The following is an 18,174-nucleotide window of genomic DNA, read 5'->3' as shown; positions in this document are numbered from 1 at the left end:
AGGGCAGCTCGGCGAGCGTCCGGTAGACGATCCCCGTACGAGACGGGGCACGGCGTTTCGCTTCGAGAGTGGTGATTGCTCACTCTCATCCGGGTAGTGCGTCCGTCACAGCATGGTCATGCCCTTGATGAGGCTCGCGAAGGCGCCTGCCCCCGCCGTGACGAGCATGATCCTTCGACCGGTCTTGTGGGATGTGTGCCGCGCTAACCATGGCCCCATCATGACGCCGATGAAGATGGCGGCAGCGGCACCAACCCATTGAGCGGCGCTGAACGTCGGCAGTTCGAGATCCCCGACCGCGGCCAGGCCGGCGATAGTGGCGACGCACATGACTGCGAACACGAACTGCGAGCTCGCCGTGAAGGCAGCGGCGCGCCAGCGAGTAAGTACGGCGAACACCGACAACGGCACCCCGCCCACCCCGGCAATCACGTTGATTGCCCCTGCCGTGATGCCAGTGATCCCGCTCGCCAGGAGTGGGTGCGAGCGATCACTCTCACCTTCCGACCGCCGGAACCGGTGGAGCAAGACGACCACGCCGAGGAGCACCAGCGTCACGGCGCCGATGATCACCTGCAACGGCCCACCGGGAAGCAACGAATGAACGGCGACTCCTGGCACAACGCCCACCGCGCCACCCACTGCGAGCGGGATGCTCGCCCGCCATTCGACCGCGCGCCATTGCTGCACGAGCAGAAGCACCGAGGCGCCACCACCGCAGATGACAACAGCAGCGACGCCCGGACCCGGCCCGAGGGCGAGAACGAGCAGCGGACTCGCGAACAACCCGAAGCCGATCCCCGCGAGCCGCTGCAGAACAGTCCCACCCAGAAGACAGGCGAGAATCAACACGTACGTCACACGACGACCCTTCCAGCCAAACAGGCCTGCACAACTCGACGACGAGCCGCCGTGGCGGGGTTGGAGGAACTGATCTCCCTCGTTCGCCTCAACCGAGGGATTTGCGTGCTCCCGACGTCGCTCGTCAGAAGATCCCGGAGGAGTCCGTGCCGTCCCCGTGTCCAATGCACCGGACAGCCACATCGCGATCGCTCGCCGCCGAGACGAGCGCAACCCGTCGGTGCTGGCGCTGTTCGAGGCCGCTGCCGAAACCGTGCACTGAACGCTCCATCCAGTACGGGCCCTCGTGGGTCTCGCCTTCTCGGGTGAATCGTGCGCGCAGTGGCGCCCCGCCGCTCCTTACTCACCAGGCCGGTGCGACGCACCGTACTGCCGGAGGAGTTCGTCCGTCGGCCCTTTCGACTTGAGGAACTGCTCGCCGAGCAGTGCCGCGAGGTCGGACACCACGGCTTCGAGTGCCGCGCCTCCGATCCGCACTTCCGAGCGATGGGACCGTTGCCCCGAACGCGCCACGGCCAGGGCGTACGGGAGCATTGACGGGAGGGATGCGCGCCGATCTTGCTCGGAGAAGTAGTAGGACTCGCTGTTCTGGGTGAGGTCGACGCGAACCTGTGCGAGGTCGGCCGCGAGGCCGTGCAGCAGCGACGCTGATGTCACCGGGTTCATCCGTGCGAGCTCTCCGAGCGACGACGCGTCGCTCAGCGCGGCCAACCGGACGGCCAGGGCCCGACGGCGTCCGAGCGCGGGGTAGGTCTGCAGGAACCACGAGACGCCGGCCGTGAGCAGGCCGAAGCCCACGAGGGCCTGCAGCGGGGAGAGGACCCGGACGACCAGCGCCGTGGGAGTGACGTCCCCCAGGCCGAGAGTGGACAGGTTGACCGACGAGATGTAGAGCGCCTCGACGAACCGTGGGTACTCGCCCTTCGGCGAGCCGCTGCTGTAGGCGAACCCGGCCGGTACGAACGGCAGGTACAGCAACGCCCACCCGAGGACCTGCAACACCGTCCAGAGGCTCAGGACCGCGACCATGATGACTGGCCCGGCGTGCACGCGCGTCCCCGCTCTCCGTCGGAGCGCCCGCCACGTGGACTGGGCGAGCACCCGCGTCAGCCGTCCTCGCCCGAGCGGGCGCAACAGGGTGAAGAAGACCTCGCGGAACCCGACGATGATCAGCAGGACACCCGCGGCGGTGGCGATCCAGGACATGGCAGCGAGGGTAGGCGCGGGCTTCGGGGCGCGTGCTCATCCGAGGGCTGCACCGCGCGCCGCAGATCAGGGCGACAGGCTCCGCCCCAGCCATCGGGCAAACACGGTCGACGTCAGACCGTGCACGACCACCGAGCACGTGATGGCGAAGAGGATGACGGGGACGACACGCTGGTCACCGGTGCGTTCCGCCGCGGTGGTCGCGTACAGGAGTGCCGAGACACCCACCGGACCGAACCAACTCATGAAGAGCGTCTCCCGGCGCCCGTGCAGCGGCGCGATCAACGGCCTCATCGCCCAGACAGCGATGAGCCGTCGCAGGAGCAGCGCCCCGAGGACGCCAGCCGCACCTGCCCATCCCAGACCGACCCAGGCGGCGAGCGGTGCGGCGACCCCGACCAGGACGAAGACGGGGAGGATGAGGAAACGGTTCACGACGTCGTCGATCAGCCCTTCCTGTTCCTCGTCCGCCTGCGGGATCACCTGGCCGAACACGGCCGCAGCGACGAAGACGGCGAGGACTCCGTCCGTACCGAGGACCCGAGCGGCGCCGAGGACGGTGATCGCGAAGGGGATCACGAACCCGAGGTAGGACGATGACTCCATCAAGCCGCGGTGCCGGGCACGCTTGTACAGCTGCCCGCCCAACCATCCGAGGACGGCACCGGCAAGGACGGCGCCGACCACTTCGTGCAGGAACGTCTCGACGAGGAACGAGCGCCACGCATCGTCCGTGGGCCGGGTCAGGAGCAGGACCGGCAGGAGCACGAACGGGTAGCCCAACCCGTCGTTGATCCCGCTCTCGGACGAGATGTTGAACCGGACCCGATCCGGGATGTTCTGCTTCGCCAGCGAGCCGGTGACGACCGGCGTCGTCACGATGGGGTCGGTCGGCGTCATGATCGCCCCGACCAGGAGTGCGAACAGCAGCCCGGACCCGAGCGAGAGCCAGAGGATCCCGGCCGACACGGCGAACATGACGAGCATCCCCACGCCGATGGCGCTCGCAACCCACCTGATGTTGCGACGCCAGTAGCCGTGCGGCAAGCGGAGCGCCACCCCGGCCAGACCGACGGTGAGGGTCAAACGAGCGCTCTCACGCAGGAGCACGTTCGGATCGACCCCGAAGTCGTCGAGATCGATCAGGTGCAGTGCGAACGGCCCGGCGACCACCCCGGCGACGAGCGCGACGAGGGGTGCGGGAACGCTGAACCGCTGCAGCAGGAGCGAGACCGCCGACACAGCGACGACGATCCCGGCGAAGACCGCGAGCACGACGTCGAGTTGCACAGGACTCCGATCCGTCGAGCATGAGCATGGGTGGCCGTGACGATTGATCCTGCCTATCTGACGGCTGTTCCGTGCGCTGTCAGACCGAGGGCGGATCGCGCCCAACCGTAGCCTCACCACCCCGCCACCTCACGGCGCCGACTTCGGCCGGCCGGGAGCAGGTAACCGGAGAAGCCTGCCGCAGGCGCGACTTCCGGGTGGCGTTGCTGGCCGTTCATACCGACGCGACACGTTCGCCCAACCATCTGTAGGCATCTCAATCACCGATCTCCTACAGGACGAGCGCAGGGAGTAGAAGTGCGTTAGAGCACTGCGAGTAGTGCGTCGCAGGCCTCGCGGCACCGTTGGCACACCTCTGCGCAGATTTTGCAGTGCTCGTGCATCTCTGCGTGTCGTCCGCATTCGTCGCTGCACGTCGAGCATGCGGTTCGGCAGGCCTCGACGACGGCACGGGTCAGGTTCACGTCGTACCCGGTGTGCCGGGAGAGGATGGTTCCGTTGGCCGCGCAGATGTCGGCGCAGTCCAAGTTCGTGCGGATACAGGTGGTGAGATCCGCGACAGAGTCTTCGGAGAGGCATGCGTCGGCACAGGCCGTGCAGGTCTGCACGCAAGCGAAGCATGCGTCAATGCAGGCCACGAGGGCCGCCTGGTCGATGCTGCCGAGGTCCTTGGGGTAGGTGCGGAGCATGTCGGTAGTGCTACTCATGGTCAGGTTCGTCGGTGAGCTGGTGATGGAGGTTTCGCTCGCTCAGCTGCCTGCACTTTCCGCACCGGAATCACCCGCGTCGTGTGCGCCGGGGTCCTTCTGCCATGGCCAGCGTCCTGTGATCTCGAGTTCGAGTGAGAAGCTGAGGAAGGTGCGGATGAGCACGATCCCGGCGAGTACTGCGATGCTCGTCAGAGTCGGCGTGACCGCGACGGTCCGGATGATGTCGGCTGCGACGAGGAGTTCCAGACCGAGCAGGATCGACCGGCCGAGGAAGCGGCGGTACGGCCGGTAGACCGGCCCGGTCTTCCGCAGGCCGCGGACGGCTGCCCACAGCGAGGCGGCGACGACGCCGATGACGACTGCCGCGACGCCGGCTCCGTCGATGACGGTCCCGGCAAGTTCGACCCATTCCTGGAAGTCCACGCCCTGGACGGTAGCCACGCTGGCAAGGACGGCTGTCCAGGCTCTGGAGGATCACGATGTGGGAACGGCTCGGTGTGGATGCGCCTGGTGTGGTGGCTGTGGTGGTCGCCGCGATTGGTGTGTACGTGGTGTTCCTGCTGTTGATCCGGGTGTTCGGACAGCGACCGCTGGCCCGGCTCTCGACCGCGGACCTGGTGGTCGTGCTCGCCCTCGGGTCCATCACCGGACGAGTGGTGCTTGGCATGTCGGTGACGCTGACGGCCGGTGCCGTCGCCCTGGTCACTCTGTTCCTGCTTCGTTGGGCGGCGGAACGTCTGGGGCGGACACGGTGGGGGCGGGTGCTCGTCCGGGACCGGCCGGTGGTGTTGATGGCCGGTCCGACCGTACTGATGGATGCGCTCCGCCGCGCGCGCATCTCGGAACCAGAGCTCGCCGAAGCATTGCGTACCGCGGGTGTGCGCGACGAGGGTGAGGTCGCGTGCGTCGTCCTCGAGTCGACCGGGGCGATCAGTGTGGTGCGGAAGGGGAGACCGCTGTCGCGGAGGATCTACCGGGGACTGGATGGGTCGGAGCGTATCCCGGAGGAACTCTTCGGCTGATCGGCCGTCCGATCAGCAGTCGCCCGGGGAGTCGCTGTCGAGGGTTGCGTCAGGTGGTTCCGCCAGAGGTGCTGCCGGTTGTCCATCCAGGACACGATGACCACGTGTGGCACCGTCAACACGGAGATCAGCACCAGGTACACCCCGAGCGGTGCCTCCTCCCCGCGGGTTCCGCTGATCCAGCCGAGGCCGGTGAGGAGGAGGAGCGCGATGGCGGTGATCGGCCATGCGTCGCGCGCGAAGCGTGCGAAGGGGCGCCCCACCCGGCCGCCCTCGAGGTCGGCAACGGACGCCGGGTCGAGCAGTTCCAGACGGATGATGTGTCGGAGCGCGTGCCAGAAGCAGAAGTACAGACCGATCGCGAGAACTGCGGGCACGACCGCGAAGTACGCCACGAGGAACAGCGTTGCTGCCGCCTCACGGAGCACAGCTCCTCGCGGCAGCGACCCAGATCCGGCCGAGCGGAGGCTCATGCCCAGTGCCACAGCGATCATGACCACGAGCGCGACGCCGACCACGGCGCGTACCTCGGCGGTGAACACCGGCGCGACCTCGTCAGACGTGACGTTCCGAACCACACCGGCAGTGCTCTGGAGGACGCTCCGGAACGCATCGGGTTGTGCGATCAGGGGAACGAGCATGGGAATCCCGCCGCGCACCATGACGGCCGCGGCAGCGCAGCGTCGACTGAGGACACGACCGCCGACGGCTCGGATGACCCAGAGATCCCCCTGGCCCCAGTGGAACCAGGTCAGGAGGATGAAGAAGGCGAACGCCGCAAGGGGCCACTGCCACCACAAGGCGGCCGTGGCACCACCGAGGAGGAGGTAGACGACGACGACCAGCGCGATCGAACGGGATGCTGTGCGGGTACCGCCCAGTCGAGCGGGTACGAGGTGGTCGATCGCTCCGTGAGGGAGCCCGAAGAGCACCAGGCTCACCGCGAACGGGATGAGTTGCACAACGTACGGCACACCGACGCCGGCGATTCGTAGGCACACGCAGATCACCAGGACACCGCCGAGGATGATCGTCGCGGGCAACAGGATCCTGTGGCGGATGATGTTCCGGAGCGGTTGCGCGAGCTCGACGACCGTACTGGATCGGGAGGCGCTGACGCCGGTTGCTGTGCTCATCGTCGGTACGGTTCCGCCGGTGACGGGTTGTGGTTCGCGCGTCGGTGGGCGATGAAGTGGAGGAACGCCATCAGGAAGGGACGTTTCGGGAGCGCCAGGACCAGGCGGACCTCGTCCAACCAGCTCGACCTTTCCGTCAGGAAGCGCACGAGGGTCGCCGGAGGCGTTCGGGCGAACATGCGCTGGAACACCGTGGGCGCCAGGTCTGGCCGGGTCTGCAGGAAGCGGAGGAACACGGCGTCGAGGATCCGCGTGCGGAGCGCGTCCCCGACCGCGGAAGCGGCGGTGCGCGCTCCGCCGGAGCCGAGTGTCGACGCGGCGCGGTGGATCCGGAGGAATGCGTAGCCGGTGCTCGGCCGCACAGCTCGGCCTCGCGCGCCGACGGCGTCCGTCGCCTGTTCCGACGGTGACGGTGTGCGCATCGGGATGACGCCGCGCTCCGTGCCCACGGTCTCGTAGTCGTCGGATGTGAGTCCGTACCGTCGGTGCAGGTAGTCCGCCACACCGTCCTGCAGCACCGTTTCCTCGACGATGTCGGCCGTGAGGTAGGTGTCCTCGATCAGGGCCTCCGTCGGACTGGTGGGCAGCACGTAGACGAAGTGGATGCCGCGTGTCTGGTCGACGTCGAAGTCCATCAGCGTCGCCGTGGAGGGGTCGAACACCGGCCGATTCGACCGGACCCGTATCCCGAGGAAACGCTGTCCGAACACCGGTTCCGCGCCGGTGGTCTGCGGGGCAGGTCTCGGGCCGCGGGCGTCGATGACGCGCCGGGCAAGCAGCGTTCCGACGTCCGTGAGCACCGCCGTCACCGGTCCTCGAGGTTCGGTGGCGATCACCGACCTGCGGAGCTGCAGGCGGACGAGCGAGTGTGCCGACAACCGATGGAGTGCCTCCCGGTAGTAGTCGGCCGCGCGGATCGACACGTACGGCGTCGGGTCGGCCGTGACGGTCGTGGTGCCGTCGGCGGTGCGGACCGCCCACGTGTCCCAGTGACTGGTGATGCAGGCGTCGAAGGGGGTCGGCTCGACCTGCCAGAAGGACCATGTGTGATCGTCTGCGTACTCTTCCCGGCCGTCGACGAGCACGATCGGTCCGATCTCGTCGCGCTCGGCGAGGGCCAGCGCCGTTGCGAGTCCTGAGCAGCCGGCGCCGAGGATCACGCAGTCCACCACACTGCCGTCGGCAGCCGGATCGTCCTCTGCTGGGCTGGGCGCTGCGTTGAGCGGTGCTGTCAGCGCCGAGGGAACACGGACGGGCCCTGCCACACCGGTTCGTGCGACAGGGCCCGTTGCGTGGCTAGTCACGGAGTCGGGCGCGAGTGGGTGGCGTGCGCTGCAGTACGGTCGGACGCCTCGAGCGGCGGCAGGACGGCGTCGGAGGCCTTCACTGAGGACCACCACACCGATTCGGGGTGGGTGTCTTCGTGGTCGCGCACGTCGGCTGCGGTCCGGAGCTTGGCGACCTTGTGGATCAGCACACCGAAGCCGACCTTCGCGACGATGTCCGCCGCCGACAGGAGCACCTGCATCCACGTCGTCACCGCACCACCGTGCCCCCAGCCCTGCAGGCCGAACACGATCGGGTAGACGAAGAACGTCACCAGCAGGAGGATGCACGCCGACGAGTACGACCGGACGGCTTCGGGGTCGGTGAACTGCCTGCGGGCTCCGACCATCACGTAGACGATCACCAGGTACAGCACGACCATGAACACGCCAGAGATGACGCCCCAAAGCCAGAGCGCGCCGATCGACTCGCCGTCGTCCACCACGACGCCGCCGATGTAGCCGGTCGCGATCATCAGGAAGGCTGCGGCGACGCCGATGGACCGGATCCGGCGTGCGGCGGCACCAACGAGCATGGAGACGCCGATGAGCTCGATCATGAGCATCGGCACGGTGACCGACCAGTCCATGTACCGCGGCGCCCAACTGAGCAGTGCGTCACTGTTCGGCACCCAGCTGTCACCCTTCGGGTCGTAGCCGAGGTCGAACTTGAGCATGAGCAGGACGTAGGACAGGAACGCGACCGCGGTGATGCCCATGCTCGCGTACACCGACGTCCGGTACCGCGGGGACACCTCGTTGCGTGAGGTCCACGACTTGATGAAGTACGCCAGCAGCGCCAGCCCGGCAACTGCGAGCGCGTAGAAGATGATCGAATGCTCGGCCGAGGTGAGCGTCGCTTTCCACGGAGAAACGGTGTCCATGCTGGACCTTCCGGTCGACGGTGCAGGAGAGCGAACCGGCGGAACGCACCCAGGCACGGCCCGTGCCCGCTCACACGGTGCCCTCGTGTCGATGCGAGCCATCACGAGACCGCGGAGTTTGGACAGGCGGTCGAGATCGACGCGCCCGCGGAAGAGGTCTTCCTGGGGCGCAGCGTGTCCTGCCACACAGCAGCATGCGAACGGAACCGCCGTGTACGTACGGTGATGGATGCCCCGCACCGTGTTCTTCGACGTCAACGGGACCCTGTCCGACACCGCGCCGCTGGCGGCCATCCTCACCTCGATCGGTGTCAGTGCGACTCCGGTCAAATGGCTCGCGGCTGCCCTCCGCGACGGCTTCGCTTTGCGCCGCACCACCGGCCGGGCCAGCGTTCCGGGATGCCTTCCCCGGGCTCGATGGCACAGTTGCTGAGGAGGGTGCCGTCCTGCACCGGAACGGAGTCAGCGATGTGGTTTCAAACCTGGTCCGACCTCGGACGGGTGCTGCTCGTCGGGGCGGCCGCCTACGTGTTCGTCGTCGTGTTGGTCCGGGTGTCTGGGAAGAGGACGTTGAGTCAGCTCAATGCGTTCGACTTCATCGTCACGGTTGCGCTCGGCTCTACGTTGGCGACGATCCTGCTCAGCAGGGACGTGTCGTGGGCCGAGGGGGCCGTCGCGCTCACATTGCTGGCGGCGCTGCAGCTGGTCTTGGCCTGGGCCTCGTCCCGGTTGCCGGCGTTCCGAGCTGTCGTGACCGCTCGCCCAGCAGTCGTGCTGTGGCACGGTGAGCTGCAACCGGAAGCCCTCCGTGCCAACCGAATTGCTCCCTCCGAGGTTCGACAAGCTGTTCGCAGTGCCGGTATTGGTGACATGACCGCTGCCGCGGCGGTGGTCCTCGAGACCAACGGCACGCTCAGTGTGATCACCGAAGACTCCCTCGGGGACGCATCGGCCCTCAGTGACTTCTCTTGAGCGTGGGGGTGAACGATGCGGGCGCATCGTCGCCGTCCCGCTTCAGAAATCGCGCGCGGTCTCGCGTCCGTCGCGTCCCCCGACCTTCCCGAGGTGGATCCGGCGCGTCAGCCTGATGACGGGTCGGATCAGCAACTGCACGCTGCCTGCGAGGAAGAGCCAGGTACCCGCCACCGTCGTGCTCTCCGAGAAGAACAGCACGCTGCCGACGATGAACCACAGTGCGACCATGATGTCGTTGACGATGCTGAGCGTCTCGTACCGGCCACGGATGACGAGTTCCTCGCGCCCGATGCTGAGGGTCAGGTCGTTCCTGCTCATGCACTGAAGGCAATCACCTTCGTCGTGCTGGATCGACCAGTTTCGCAGGACGCGCCCTGCACGACGCCCTCAACCACATCGAGCCGACATCCAGCGCGGGTCCCCGGCCATAGCCGTCAGCATCTCCATCCCGTAGGACGTCGCCGCGATGTCGGAACTGAAACCGTAACTCCGCGGCCAACGGATCAGATGGAAACAGGCTTTCGAAAGCGGAGCGTCAGATGGTCACGAGCTGACAGCTCGCCGTCCAAGCTGTCGCGAGCCCGCGTCTGCTTCAGGTGCCCAGACGCTGGCTTATTTCGCCCGTTGTTCTACCGGCTAGCGAGCCGCGGGTGGGTCATTAGCGGCGTGAAGCTCCGCCGACTCACGCTCGATGCGAGCACGACTCTCCGGGGAGAACGATCGAAGGGGTGTCGAGTAGACGACGCGCGCCTCGGCCTCGCCGCACTGCAACAGCTCGGCCAGTTGCGCAAGCGCATCGTGCGCTGGAGCCTGAGTGACTACCTCAACCAGACGTGGCATATCCCTGCTCGCTTGAACCAGCGCGTCAAGCGTAGCCAAACGCTGGGCACGAGAATCTTCGTCAGTCATCCAGCAACGGTACCGACGCCACAGTCCGCGTCTTGATGGCCGATCGTCTACACGGTCTTCGCCTGGCCCTCCGTTGGGACTGCTGCAGGTTTCGTTGACTCATCCGTTCAGACCGCGAGAGCGACTGTTGGGTTGATGGTCGTCTCGTACTCAATCGGGGTCAACTTTCCGAGGCCCCGTTGGCGTCGTTTCCGGTAATAGGTTGCCTCGATCCAGGTGATGATCGCGAGCCGGAGCTCTTGCCCGGTCGCCCACCGTCTCCGGTTCGGGACGTTCTTCTGCAGGAGCGCGAAGAACGATTCCATTGCAGCGTTGTCGGCGCACGCACCGACGCCACCCATCGATCCGAGGAGCCACCAGTGGCTGTTTTGGGGGTCCCTCGCACTCTCCCTCGCGCTCGCGTTCGTGGTCACCACTCCGGTGAACCGGTGGATGATCAGTCGCGGACTTGGCCACGCCGTCGTCCACGGCCACCATTGATTGCGGCAGGAAACGCCGCCGGGAATCATCAGCTCGGCGGTGCCTCCTGCCCTCCGGCGTCAGAGGGTGACGGTCTCGAACTCGAGGAGTTCCCGAACGGTGACCAAGGTGCCAGTGCCGACGATGACGTGGCCGGTGACGCAGAGGGCGCTGGTGGCGGTGAACAGCGCGTCGATCAGCGGCGCCCGGGTGCCGGCGGCTTTTGCGGCGGGGGTGAGACGAGCAGGGTGCTGGCGAGGACTGCGGCGGCGATCGCTGCCGCGATCAGTCCGCCGGGGCGAGCGAGCGCGTTGCCGGGTGCGCGACTCATCGGTGCGTTCTGAGGTGACGGGCAGCCACATGCCAGCGATCGTAGCGGCGCTGGCCGATGCGACGATGCCGGCGCTGAATCATCATCGGACGCGGATGGGTGCGGCGAGTTACCGGTCCGGGTCATCAAAGCGGACGTAGACCACGGTGCGTCCGTCGGCGGTACCGCTGAAGACGCCGACCGGGCCAGCGATCATCCCGGTGCGCTCCGTCGCGCCAGCGCTCTCTAGGGCGGCTGCGGCCCGATCAGTGACCGCGGCCGAGGTCCCACCGTCGAGCGTCGGCGCTGCCGCTCCTGCGGACAGCTGCACCAGGGCGGAGATCCAGCTGCCATCGCGGGATGCTGTGGAGCGCAGCCGCTGCGTGCCGTCGGGAAACTGAACTCCGGTTCGGACGGTGACGGTGGTGAGCGGCGTGTTCGTGCACAACCCGATCTGTGCGCACTCTCCGAGCGGTCCGGGCGTCGTGGCCGTGACGGTGATCCACCACCCGCCGCCGATGAGGACTGCGAACAGCAGCACGACCAGCAGAAGCAGCGAGAGCAGTTGCCGACCGATCGGTACTTGCCGGAACCGGGCACCGGGACCGAGTGGGCCCTGCCGACGGAAAGAGGGCTGCACGCGCTCCGCTTCGAAAGCAGGCTCTGCCACCGCCGCTGCAGTTGTTGCTGTGGCAGCTGGTGGGGCCTCGCCCTCGGGGTAGGCGATGAGTGAGTCCCCGGCGGTGAAATCACCGCTCAGTACCGCTCGGGCGCGCGCTTCCATCACCGTCTGCGCAGCAATGTCGACGCTCTTGCCGGCTTGGACGACACGGAATGTACGCATCCGTCGAGTGTGGCCGGTGAGATGCGGCTCTACCCGCTGTCGTTGCTGGATCGATACGAACCCGGCACTGCCTGATCCGGTGGACGAAGAGGCACCCCGCATCAGATGCGGCGTGCCTCCTCGTCGACGGTCCCGGTGGGGTCAGTCGCTGGTGGGGTCGTCGTCGCGGGCGACGGCGACGTCGAGTCGTGGGTCGAGTGCGGGATCCGGTGACACCTGTTCGGTGTGCGCCGCCGGGTCAGGCTCGAGCGCGACGTCGGTGCTCCCAGCCGCGGTGCGGTGGCTGCTGAGTCGGTGTTTGAGGGCATACCAGGGCTTCCCGAGGCCGGTGCCGACGCCGCGATCGGCGGGCCCGTCGACTTCGAGGCCGTAGTACTCACCGACCCGCTCGAGCAGCAGTGCCCGTTCGGCACGGTCGTAGGCGCGGCGTTCTCGGGTGAAGGCGATCACCGTGGACCAACAGGTCAGCAGCAGCACAAGGCTGAACGGCAGCGCCGTGGTGATCGCTGCGGTCTTCAACGCGTTGAGGCCACCGGTGAGCAGCAGCGCCACGGCCAGGAGCGCGGAGACGCCGGCGAAGAACACGCGGAGCCAGTTCTTTGGCTCGATATCACCGCCGGAGGCGATCATCGCCATCACCAGCGACCCGGAGTCGGACGAGGTAACGAAGAAGACCCCGATGAGCAGGATCGCGCCGAAGGTCAGCACGGTCCCTGCCGGCAGGTCACTGAGGAGAGTGAAGAGCGAGCCTTCGACGTCGACGGTTCCGTCCGCGCCGATCAGTCCGCCGCCACCACCGATCTGCCGGTGGATTGCGGCGCCGCCGAGGACGGCGAACCACAGCATGGTGAGGGCGGTCGGGACCAGGAGCACACCGAACACGAACTGGCGGACGGTGCGGCCCTTGGAGATGCGGGCGATGAAGATGCCGACGAATGGCGCCCAGGACATCCACCAGCCCCAGTAGAACGTCGTCCACGCGGCCTGCCACGCTTCACCGGCGGCGCCCTGCTGGGCGCTGACGGTGAAGGAGAGCCCGACGAGGTTCTGCAGGTACGCGCCGATCGATTGGACGAAGTCGCGGAGGAGGTACTGCGTGGGACCGACGACGAGGATGAACAGCAGCAACGCCGCGGCGAGGATCAGGTTGAAGTTCGACAGGATCTTCATGCCCTTCGTCACACCGGTGACGAGCGACACGATGGTGAGCGCGGTGATGACGGCGATGATCGCGATCTGGCTGACCGTGCTGCTGTCTGCGATGCCGGCGCTCTCCAGTCCCGCGCCGATCTGGATGACGCCGAGGCCGAGGGACGTGGCGACACCGAACAGGGTGCCGATGAGGGCGATGACGTCGATGGTGTTGCCCCAGCCACCCTCGACACGCTTGCCGAGGAGAGGCTCCAGCGCCCACCGGATGGAGACGGGGCGGCCGCGGCGGTGGATTGCGTAGGCGAGTGCGAGTCCGAGGACGACGTAGATCGCCCAGGCGTGCAGGCCCCAGTGCAGGAAGGTCTGGGTCATCGCCTGCTGCGCGAGGGACGCCTCGTTGCCGGTGACGCCCGGACGAGGATCGGCAAAGTGGCTAAGCGGTTCGGAGACGCCGTAGAACACCAGGCCGATGCCCATGCCTGCGGCGAAGAGGAGCGCGAACCAGGAGCCGGTGGAGAACTCGGGTTCGTCTTGGTCCTTGCCGAGCTTGATGTCGCCGAACTTGCTGAAGCCGACGAAGATCGAGAAGGCGACGAAGAACGCGGCGATGAGCACGTAGTACCAGCTGAAGTTGCTGACGATGCCGCTCTGCAGGGCGTTGAACGCTGATTCGGCGGATCCGGGTGCGATCAGGGTCCAGACGACGAAGCCGAGCACGATGACCGCTGCGGGCCAGAACACCCAGGTTTTCAGCCGTGGTGTGGTGGTGACGGGGACGCCGAGGGGTTCGCCGTCCGCGGTGCGCGGGGTGGTGGTGTCGGGTGTAGCCATTCATCCATGGTGCCCGGGAGCGCTACAGCGTGACCAATCCGGGTCAGGCGTCACATGCTTGCGGTTAGGCGTAGTAGCGGAGCCACAGGTAGGGGAAGCAGAGCCCGACGGTGACGACGGTCACGACGATGCCGTACTTCGTGAACTCCCAGAACGACACCGCGTGCCCGTTGCGCTTGGCGATGCCGGTCATGACGACGTTGGCGCTCGCACCGACCGCGGTGAGGTTCCCACCGAGGTCGGCGCCGAGTGCGAGGGCCCACCAGAGTGGCTGCGCGTCGGTGCCGCCGGATTGGACGATGTCGGAGGTCAGCGGTGCCATCGTCGCCACGAACGGGATGTTGTCGACAATGCCGGAAAACAGTGCCGACCCGAACAGCAGAACGCCGCTCGCTGCGAAGTAGTGGTCACCGACCGCACCCTTCGCCGCCTGCCCGATCGCCTCGATCACCCCCAGGTTCACCAGCGACCCGACCATGACGAAGAGCCCGGCGAAGAACAACAGGGTCTCCCACTCGACATCGCCGAAGACACGCTTCGGTTCCAGTCGTGCCAGCAGGACCAGCAGTCCCGCTCCGAGCAGCGCCACGATGGCCGGTTCGAGCCCGGTGAAGGTCGACGTCACGAAGCCCGCGAGGACCAGACCCACCACGACGAGCGACTTGACGAGCAAGCGAGGATCGCGGATGGCCTCGCGCTCGTCGAGCGCCAACACCCGTTCCGCGCGCTCCGCGTCGTACGTGAACGTCGATCGGAAGAGCAGCCGGCAGAGACCAATGAGGACTGCGATGAGGACCACGATGATCGGTGCGAGCTCGACGATGAAGTCGTTGAACCCGAGACCGCCGCGACTGGCGATGATGAGGTTCGGCGGATCCCCGATAAGGGTGGCGGTTCCGCCGATGTTCGACGCGAAGACCTCGGCGAGCAGGTAGGGGACCGGCGACTTCCCAAGGCGCTGTGCGACGAGGAGCGACACGGGCGCGATGAGCAAGATCGTCGTGACGTTGTCGAGGAACGCCGAGAGCACCGCGGTGATGACGACCAGCATCACCATGATCCGGAAGGGTCTGCCCTTCGCGAGCTTCGCCGCCCAGATCGCCAGGTATTCGAACACCCCGGTCTGACGCAGGATCCCGACGATGATCATCATGCCGAGGAGGAGGAAGACGACGTTCCAGTCGATTCCGGTTTCCTCCGAGAAGAAGGCCGCCGCGTCGTCGGTGGCGCCGATGAGCACCATCAGCGCCGCACCGCCGAGTGCGACGAGCACTCGGGGCAGTTTCTCGGTGGCGATGAAGACGTACGCGACGACGAAGACCGCGATCGCGAGGACGATCTGGACGCTCACGCGGTCGCACCGTCCGAGCCGTTCGAGTTCCAGTGCGCGACGATCGCGTCGAGCAGGCCCGGTAGGGTGACGAAGACCGGCTCCGTCGCGTCGGCGACCTCGACGAGTGCCACCTGGGTTCGCGCATCGACCATGCGGGCCGCGATCTCGACCGGTCCGGCAACGTCGGGGACGACGAGCACGGACCGGACGGTGATCTCGGCGTCGTTGACCAGGTCGCCGATGGTGCGGTGCTTGATCCCAAGCCGGAGGTCCTCGAGGCCGACGTCGCCGACGGTGTTGGTCAGCGAGAGGTCGTCGAGCAGGTACCCGGGCAGCAGGTACCGGACGACGTCGACACTCGACACGACCGAGGAGGGATGTCCGTCGGTCTCGGCGACGACGAGTCCGACGAGGTCGCGCTCCGCGATGAGTCGGATCGCGTCGAGTGCCGGCGTCGACCGGCTGACGATCGTCAGGGGTGTCGCGATGTCTCGTGCGTGCACGGTGGGTCTCCATTCAGAAGTCGCGGGCGGATTCGTTCGTCCGGCCCGGCGCGATGCGTCCGAGGTGGATCCGTCGGGTCAGCCGGATCACGGGGCGGATCAGTAGCTGCACGCTGCCGATGAGGAAGAACCAGGTTCCGACGGTGGTGGTTGCCTCGGAGAAGAACAGGACGCTGCCGACGACGAACCAGAGCGCGACCATGATGTCGTTGATGATGCTGACCGTCTCGTAGACGCCTCGGATTCGGAGCTCGTCCGACCCGAGGTGGATGGTCAGGTCGTGTTGATCGCCGCTCATCAGTGCATCCAACCAGCGGGCCGCAGGGGATGGTGTCGGGCGAGTAGAGCGCGGAGATTCGGGGCTGGTGCAGTGCCGTGATGGTGGCGGTCCGGCGGTCTGACGTCAGCCCACGAGCCCATCGGTGTCGTACGGTCTGCACGACGGAACAGTGCGCCCTGCCAGCTACATGGCTTCCTTGACACCGCGGCGGATGAGCCACCAGTTGACGGGGTAGGAGCAGACGAATCCGGCCGCCATCGCGAGCTGCATGAGGACCCAGAACTCGGGGGTGAGGACCGATGCACGACCGCCGAGCAAAGCGGGAAGCACAGCGAACTGGCCGATCGCCATCAGACCGTACATGCCGACCTGCCACGCGATGATCGACAGCGTGTCCGCCTTCAACGCAGCCATGAGCCCCTCGCGCAGAGACAGGCCGCGCATCGGCGCGATCGAGAAGTACTGGAAGAGGATCCCGACAGCGAAGGCGATCACGAAGTCGATGATCCACGCCGCGAACATCCGCTCCTGGTAGAGCGTGCCGAGGCCGACGACTGCTCCGAGCGTCGGGACCGCGACGAGCGTGAACTCGCCGACGAGGTCACCGACCGCGCAGCCGGCACCACAATGGCTCGTCCCCGTGGCGACGCTCGCCCACCGCCCATGATTCGGGGCGGAGGTGTCTGCACCGCGGCGGGGTGCCCGTCCGACGCGCAGGTAGAACACGAGCCACACCACGCTGCCGAACAGCATCGTCAGCGGCCAGACCGCGTTCATGACGGCCATGTGCTGCGGCCGCCGAAACAGGTCCGCGGCGACGATCAAGGTGCACGCGATCGCGACTGCCAGCAGGACGACGCACACCGCGGTGAGCAGCGGCGGGAAGTCGCCGGTCGTGAGTTCCTTCGCGTCCATCCGTCCAGATAACCAGCCCGCGCCGTCCAGGTTTTTCAATGCCCGGAAGCGGCTGTCCGCTGCGCGTCGCGGGCGGCACGTCGGGCGAAGGCGTCCGCGATGGGGACGTCGGTCGAGGAGTGCGCGATGATCGAGAGCACGACGGCGACGACGATCACGTGGAAGAGCCGATCGGCGTCGGGTACCGCGCTGCCGAGCACGAGCAGCCCGTACAGCACGCTCGCGAACCCCTTCGGGCCGAACCACGCCGCCGTCAACCGCTCCCACCGGTCCAGACCGCTGCGTGCGAGCGCGACCTCGACCGCGAGCGGCCGCGCCAGCAGGAGCAGCAGCACGGCGAACACGTAGCCGAGCACGCCCACGTCGGCGAGCAGGGACGGGCTGATCAGCGTCCCGAACACCAGGATCGCGAGGAGCTTCACGACCTCGCTGACGAGCTCGCCGAACTCCCGGAACGCATCGCGCGTCTGCGGCGCGATGCTCGCGATCGTGATGCCGCACGCGAACGCCGCCAGGTACAGGTTCGCGTCCAGCACCTGCGCCAGCCCGAAGGTGAGCAGTCCGACGGCGACGGGCGTCAGGGTCGCGTAGAGCGGGGTGGCGCGGAAGAACGGCAGCGCGAACAGCAGACGCACGGCGACGGGCACCGCGACGCCGAGCACGACGCCGAGCAGGAGCTCGACGGCGAGCACCCCCACCTCGGCGTGCTCCCCCGACGCCACCGCCAGGAACACGAGCACGAGCGGCAGCGCCAGGCCGTCGTTCAGGCCCGACTCGACGTTCAGCAGACCGCGCGTGCGCTGCGGGATCTCCTCCCGCCCCACGATCGCCGACGCGAAGACCGGGTCCGTCGGCGCCAGGACGGCCGCGACGAGCAGCGCGCTCGCCCAGTCGAGGCCGAGCAGCCAGACCCCGAGCACCGCGCTGATCACGAGCGTCAACGGCAACCCCAGCAGGAGCGCACGGCCCGGCAGCCGCCAGGCGTGCCGCAGCTGCCTGATCCCGATCTGTTGCCCGTCGGTGAACAGCACGGTGAACAGGGCGATCTCGGAGACCGTGTTCACCAGCGCGTCGTCGGGCGTCAGGTGGACCAGGTCCGTCACGCCGTCACCCAGGACGAACCCGGCGACGAGGAACAGCACGGTCGTCGACACGATCGTCCGCTTCGCGATCGCCGAGATCCCGACGGCGAGGACCAACACCACCGCGAACGCGACGAGGAGGCCCAT

General features: G+C 67.3%; 21 protein-coding genes and 1 pseudogene. 4 read left to right on the top strand and 18 right to left on the bottom strand.

Annotated elements, in window-relative coordinates; all coding sequences use genetic code 11:
- Positions 1–105: 105 nt before the first annotated feature.
- The 5 genes from DEJ21_RS15775 to DEJ21_RS15755 all read right to left on the bottom strand — a co-directional run bounded on the left by DEJ21_RS15775 (position 106) and on the right by DEJ21_RS15755 (position 4,490).
- Entirely contained in the window at positions 106–861 is a 756-nt protein-coding gene (locus DEJ21_RS15775; RefSeq protein WP_181431479.1) for a sulfite exporter TauE/SafE family protein, read from the bottom strand.
- 339 nt (positions 862–1,200) lie between these two features.
- Positions 1,201–2,067: a potassium channel family protein gene (locus tag DEJ21_RS15770; RefSeq protein WP_111225227.1), complete on the bottom strand. Its 867-nt coding sequence runs from the start codon at positions 2,065–2,067 to the stop codon at positions 1,201–1,203.
- Positions 2,068–2,133: 66 nt separating this feature from the next.
- Positions 2,134–3,357, bottom strand: a complete 1,224-nt coding sequence (locus tag DEJ21_RS15765) for a cation:proton antiporter (protein WP_181431478.1) — start codon at positions 3,355–3,357, stop codon at positions 2,134–2,136.
- A 302-nt stretch (positions 3,358–3,659) separates the two neighbouring features.
- Entirely contained in the window at positions 3,660–4,046 is a 387-nt protein-coding gene (locus DEJ21_RS15760; RefSeq protein WP_258375107.1) for a four-helix bundle copper-binding protein, read from the bottom strand.
- A gap of 60 nt (positions 4,047–4,106) precedes the next feature.
- Entirely contained in the window at positions 4,107–4,490 is a 384-nt protein-coding gene (locus tag DEJ21_RS15755) for a DUF1622 domain-containing protein (protein WP_111225224.1), read from the bottom strand.
- A gap of 56 nt (positions 4,491–4,546) precedes the next feature.
- On the opposite strand from DEJ21_RS15755, the gene DEJ21_RS15750 reads away from it, so the two are divergent.
- Positions 4,547–5,089: a DUF421 domain-containing protein gene (locus DEJ21_RS15750; RefSeq protein ID WP_111225223.1), complete on the top strand. Its 543-nt coding sequence runs from the start codon at positions 4,547–4,549 to the stop codon at positions 5,087–5,089.
- On the opposite strand, the gene DEJ21_RS15745 is transcribed toward DEJ21_RS15750, so the two are convergent.
- The 3 genes from DEJ21_RS15745 to DEJ21_RS15735 all read right to left on the bottom strand — a co-directional run bounded on the left by DEJ21_RS15745 (position 5,038) and on the right by DEJ21_RS15735 (position 8,434).
- Positions 5,038–6,225, bottom strand: coding sequence for a Brp/Blh family beta-carotene 15,15'-dioxygenase (locus tag DEJ21_RS15745; protein ID WP_111225222.1), 1,188 nt, complete (start codon positions 6,223–6,225; stop codon positions 5,038–5,040). The genes DEJ21_RS15750 and DEJ21_RS15745 overlap by 52 nt on opposite strands.
- A complete protein-coding gene (locus DEJ21_RS15740) occupies positions 6,222–7,394 on the bottom strand; it encodes a lycopene cyclase family protein (RefSeq protein ID WP_181435930.1) in 1,173 nt (390 codons plus the stop codon). Before DEJ21_RS15740 ends, DEJ21_RS15745 begins: the two co-directional genes overlap by 4 nt.
- Before the next feature lie 131 nt (positions 7,395–7,525).
- Complete coding sequence (locus DEJ21_RS15735) at positions 7,526–8,434, bottom strand: bacteriorhodopsin (RefSeq protein ID WP_181431476.1); 909 nt, start codon at positions 8,432–8,434, stop codon at positions 7,526–7,528.
- Positions 8,435–8,663: 229 nt separating this feature from the next.
- Here DEJ21_RS15735 and DEJ21_RS18385 point away from each other — a divergent pair, with 229 nt between their 5' ends.
- Positions 8,664–8,867 (top strand): hypothetical protein, encoded by a 204-nt coding sequence (locus tag DEJ21_RS18385; RefSeq protein ID WP_181431475.1) that lies wholly within the window; start codon positions 8,664–8,666, stop codon positions 8,865–8,867.
- Positions 8,868–8,902: 35 nt separating this feature from the next.
- Positions 8,903–9,406, top strand: coding sequence for a DUF421 domain-containing protein (locus DEJ21_RS15730; protein WP_111225219.1), 504 nt, complete (start codon positions 8,903–8,905; stop codon positions 9,404–9,406).
- 42 nt (positions 9,407–9,448) lie between these two features.
- Here DEJ21_RS15730 and DEJ21_RS15725 read toward each other — a convergent pair whose 3' ends face one another.
- Positions 9,449–9,727 (bottom strand): YrhK family protein, encoded by a 279-nt coding sequence (locus tag DEJ21_RS15725; RefSeq protein ID WP_111225218.1) that lies wholly within the window; start codon positions 9,725–9,727, stop codon positions 9,449–9,451.
- Between the two features lie 698 nt (positions 9,728–10,425).
- Positions 10,426–10,671 (bottom strand): annotated as a pseudogene (locus tag DEJ21_RS15720) (integrase core domain-containing protein); the annotation flags it as partial.
- On the opposite strand from DEJ21_RS15720, the gene DEJ21_RS18725 reads away from it, so the two are divergent.
- Positions 10,631–10,798, top strand: a complete 168-nt coding sequence (locus tag DEJ21_RS18725; protein ID WP_349814995.1) for a DUF4396 domain-containing protein — start codon at positions 10,631–10,633, stop codon at positions 10,796–10,798. The pseudogene DEJ21_RS15720 and the gene DEJ21_RS18725 overlap by 41 nt on opposite strands.
- Positions 10,799–10,857: 59 nt before the next feature.
- Here DEJ21_RS18725 and DEJ21_RS15710 read toward each other — a convergent pair whose 3' ends face one another.
- From DEJ21_RS15710 to DEJ21_RS15680, 8 genes are all read right to left on the bottom strand, one after another.
- Positions 10,858–11,139: a hypothetical protein gene (locus DEJ21_RS15710; RefSeq protein WP_111225217.1), complete on the bottom strand. Its 282-nt coding sequence runs from the start codon at positions 11,137–11,139 to the stop codon at positions 10,858–10,860.
- A 78-nt stretch (positions 11,140–11,217) separates the two neighbouring features.
- Positions 11,218–11,931, bottom strand: coding sequence for a hypothetical protein (locus tag DEJ21_RS18040; RefSeq protein ID WP_146247814.1), 714 nt, complete (start codon positions 11,929–11,931; stop codon positions 11,218–11,220).
- Positions 11,932–12,072: 141 nt separating this feature from the next.
- Positions 12,073–13,914 carry a BCCT family transporter gene (locus DEJ21_RS15700; protein WP_258375104.1) on the bottom strand — a complete coding sequence of 614 codons (1,842 nt, stop codon included), beginning with the start codon at positions 13,912–13,914 and terminating at the stop codon, positions 12,073–12,075.
- A 64-nt stretch (positions 13,915–13,978) separates the two neighbouring features.
- Positions 13,979–15,265 carry an SLC13 family permease gene (locus DEJ21_RS15695; RefSeq protein WP_220034971.1) on the bottom strand — a complete coding sequence of 429 codons (1,287 nt, stop codon included), beginning with the start codon at positions 15,263–15,265 and terminating at the stop codon, positions 13,979–13,981.
- On the bottom strand, positions 15,262–15,750 hold the full coding sequence (locus DEJ21_RS18490) for a CBS domain-containing protein (protein WP_181431508.1): 489 nt from the start codon (positions 15,748–15,750) through the stop codon (positions 15,262–15,264). Before DEJ21_RS18490 ends, DEJ21_RS15695 begins: the two co-directional genes overlap by 4 nt.
- Positions 15,751–15,763: 13 nt before the next feature.
- Positions 15,764–16,048: a YrhK family protein gene (locus tag DEJ21_RS15690; protein WP_111225214.1), complete on the bottom strand. Its 285-nt coding sequence runs from the start codon at positions 16,046–16,048 to the stop codon at positions 15,764–15,766.
- Between the two features lie 165 nt (positions 16,049–16,213).
- Positions 16,214–16,945 (bottom strand): DUF4396 domain-containing protein, encoded by a 732-nt coding sequence (locus DEJ21_RS15685; RefSeq protein ID WP_111225213.1) that lies wholly within the window; start codon positions 16,943–16,945, stop codon positions 16,214–16,216.
- Between the two features lie 35 nt (positions 16,946–16,980).
- Positions 16,981–18,174 (bottom strand): sodium:proton antiporter, encoded by a 1,194-nt coding sequence (locus DEJ21_RS15680; RefSeq protein WP_111225212.1) that lies wholly within the window; start codon positions 18,172–18,174, stop codon positions 16,981–16,983.

Origin of the sequence: Curtobacterium sp. MCSS17_006 (genome assembly GCF_003234215.1) — a bacterium.
GTDB lineage: Bacteria > Actinomycetota > Actinomycetes > Actinomycetales > Microbacteriaceae > Curtobacterium > Curtobacterium flaccumfaciens.
Note: the sequence above shows the minus strand (reverse complement) of the source record. Positions and strands in the feature narration are given on the sequence as shown.

Bases quoted from the DNA above. Each gene is read 5' to 3' on its own strand.
- DEJ21_RS15770 (WP_111225227.1), bottom strand. From the start codon at position 2,067: ATGTCCTGGATCGCCACCGCCGCGGGTGTCCTGCTGATCATCGTCGGG.
- DEJ21_RS15760 (WP_258375107.1), bottom strand. From the start codon at position 4,046: ATGCTCCGCACCTACCCCAAGGACCTCGGCAGCATCGACCAGGCGGCC.
- DEJ21_RS15750 (WP_111225223.1), top strand. From the start codon at position 4,547: ATGTGGGAACGGCTCGGTGTGGATGCGCCTGGTGTGGTGGCTGTGGTG.
- DEJ21_RS15745 (WP_111225222.1), bottom strand. From the start codon at position 6,225: ATGAGCACAGCAACCGGCGTCAGCGCCTCCCGATCCAGTACGGTCGTC.
- DEJ21_RS15735 (WP_181431476.1), bottom strand. From the start codon at position 8,434: ATGGACACCGTTTCTCCGTGGAAAGCGACGCTCACCTCGGCCGAGCAT.
- DEJ21_RS18385 (WP_181431475.1), top strand. From the start codon at position 8,664: ATGCCCCGCACCGTGTTCTTCGACGTCAACGGGACCCTGTCCGACACC.
- DEJ21_RS15730 (WP_111225219.1), top strand. From the start codon at position 8,903: ATGTGGTTTCAAACCTGGTCCGACCTCGGACGGGTGCTGCTCGTCGGG.
- DEJ21_RS15725 (WP_111225218.1), bottom strand. From the start codon at position 9,727: ATGAGCAGGAACGACCTGACCCTCAGCATCGGGCGCGAGGAACTCGTC.
- DEJ21_RS15710 (WP_111225217.1), bottom strand. From the start codon at position 11,139: ATGTGGCTGCCCGTCACCTCAGAACGCACCGATGAGTCGCGCACCCGG.
- DEJ21_RS18040 (WP_146247814.1), bottom strand. From the start codon at position 11,931: ATGCGTACATTCCGTGTCGTCCAAGCCGGCAAGAGCGTCGACATTGCT.
- DEJ21_RS15700 (WP_258375104.1), bottom strand. From the start codon at position 13,914: ATGGCTACACCCGACACCACCACCCCGCGCACCGCGGACGGCGAACCC.
- DEJ21_RS15690 (WP_111225214.1), bottom strand. From the start codon at position 16,048: ATGAGCGGCGATCAACACGACCTGACCATCCACCTCGGGTCGGACGAG.
- DEJ21_RS15685 (WP_111225213.1), bottom strand. From the start codon at position 16,945: ATGGACGCGAAGGAACTCACGACCGGCGACTTCCCGCCGCTGCTCACC.
- DEJ21_RS15680 (WP_111225212.1), bottom strand. From the start codon at position 18,174: ATGGGCCTCCTCGTCGCGTTCGCGGTGGTGTTGGTCCTCGCCGTCGGG.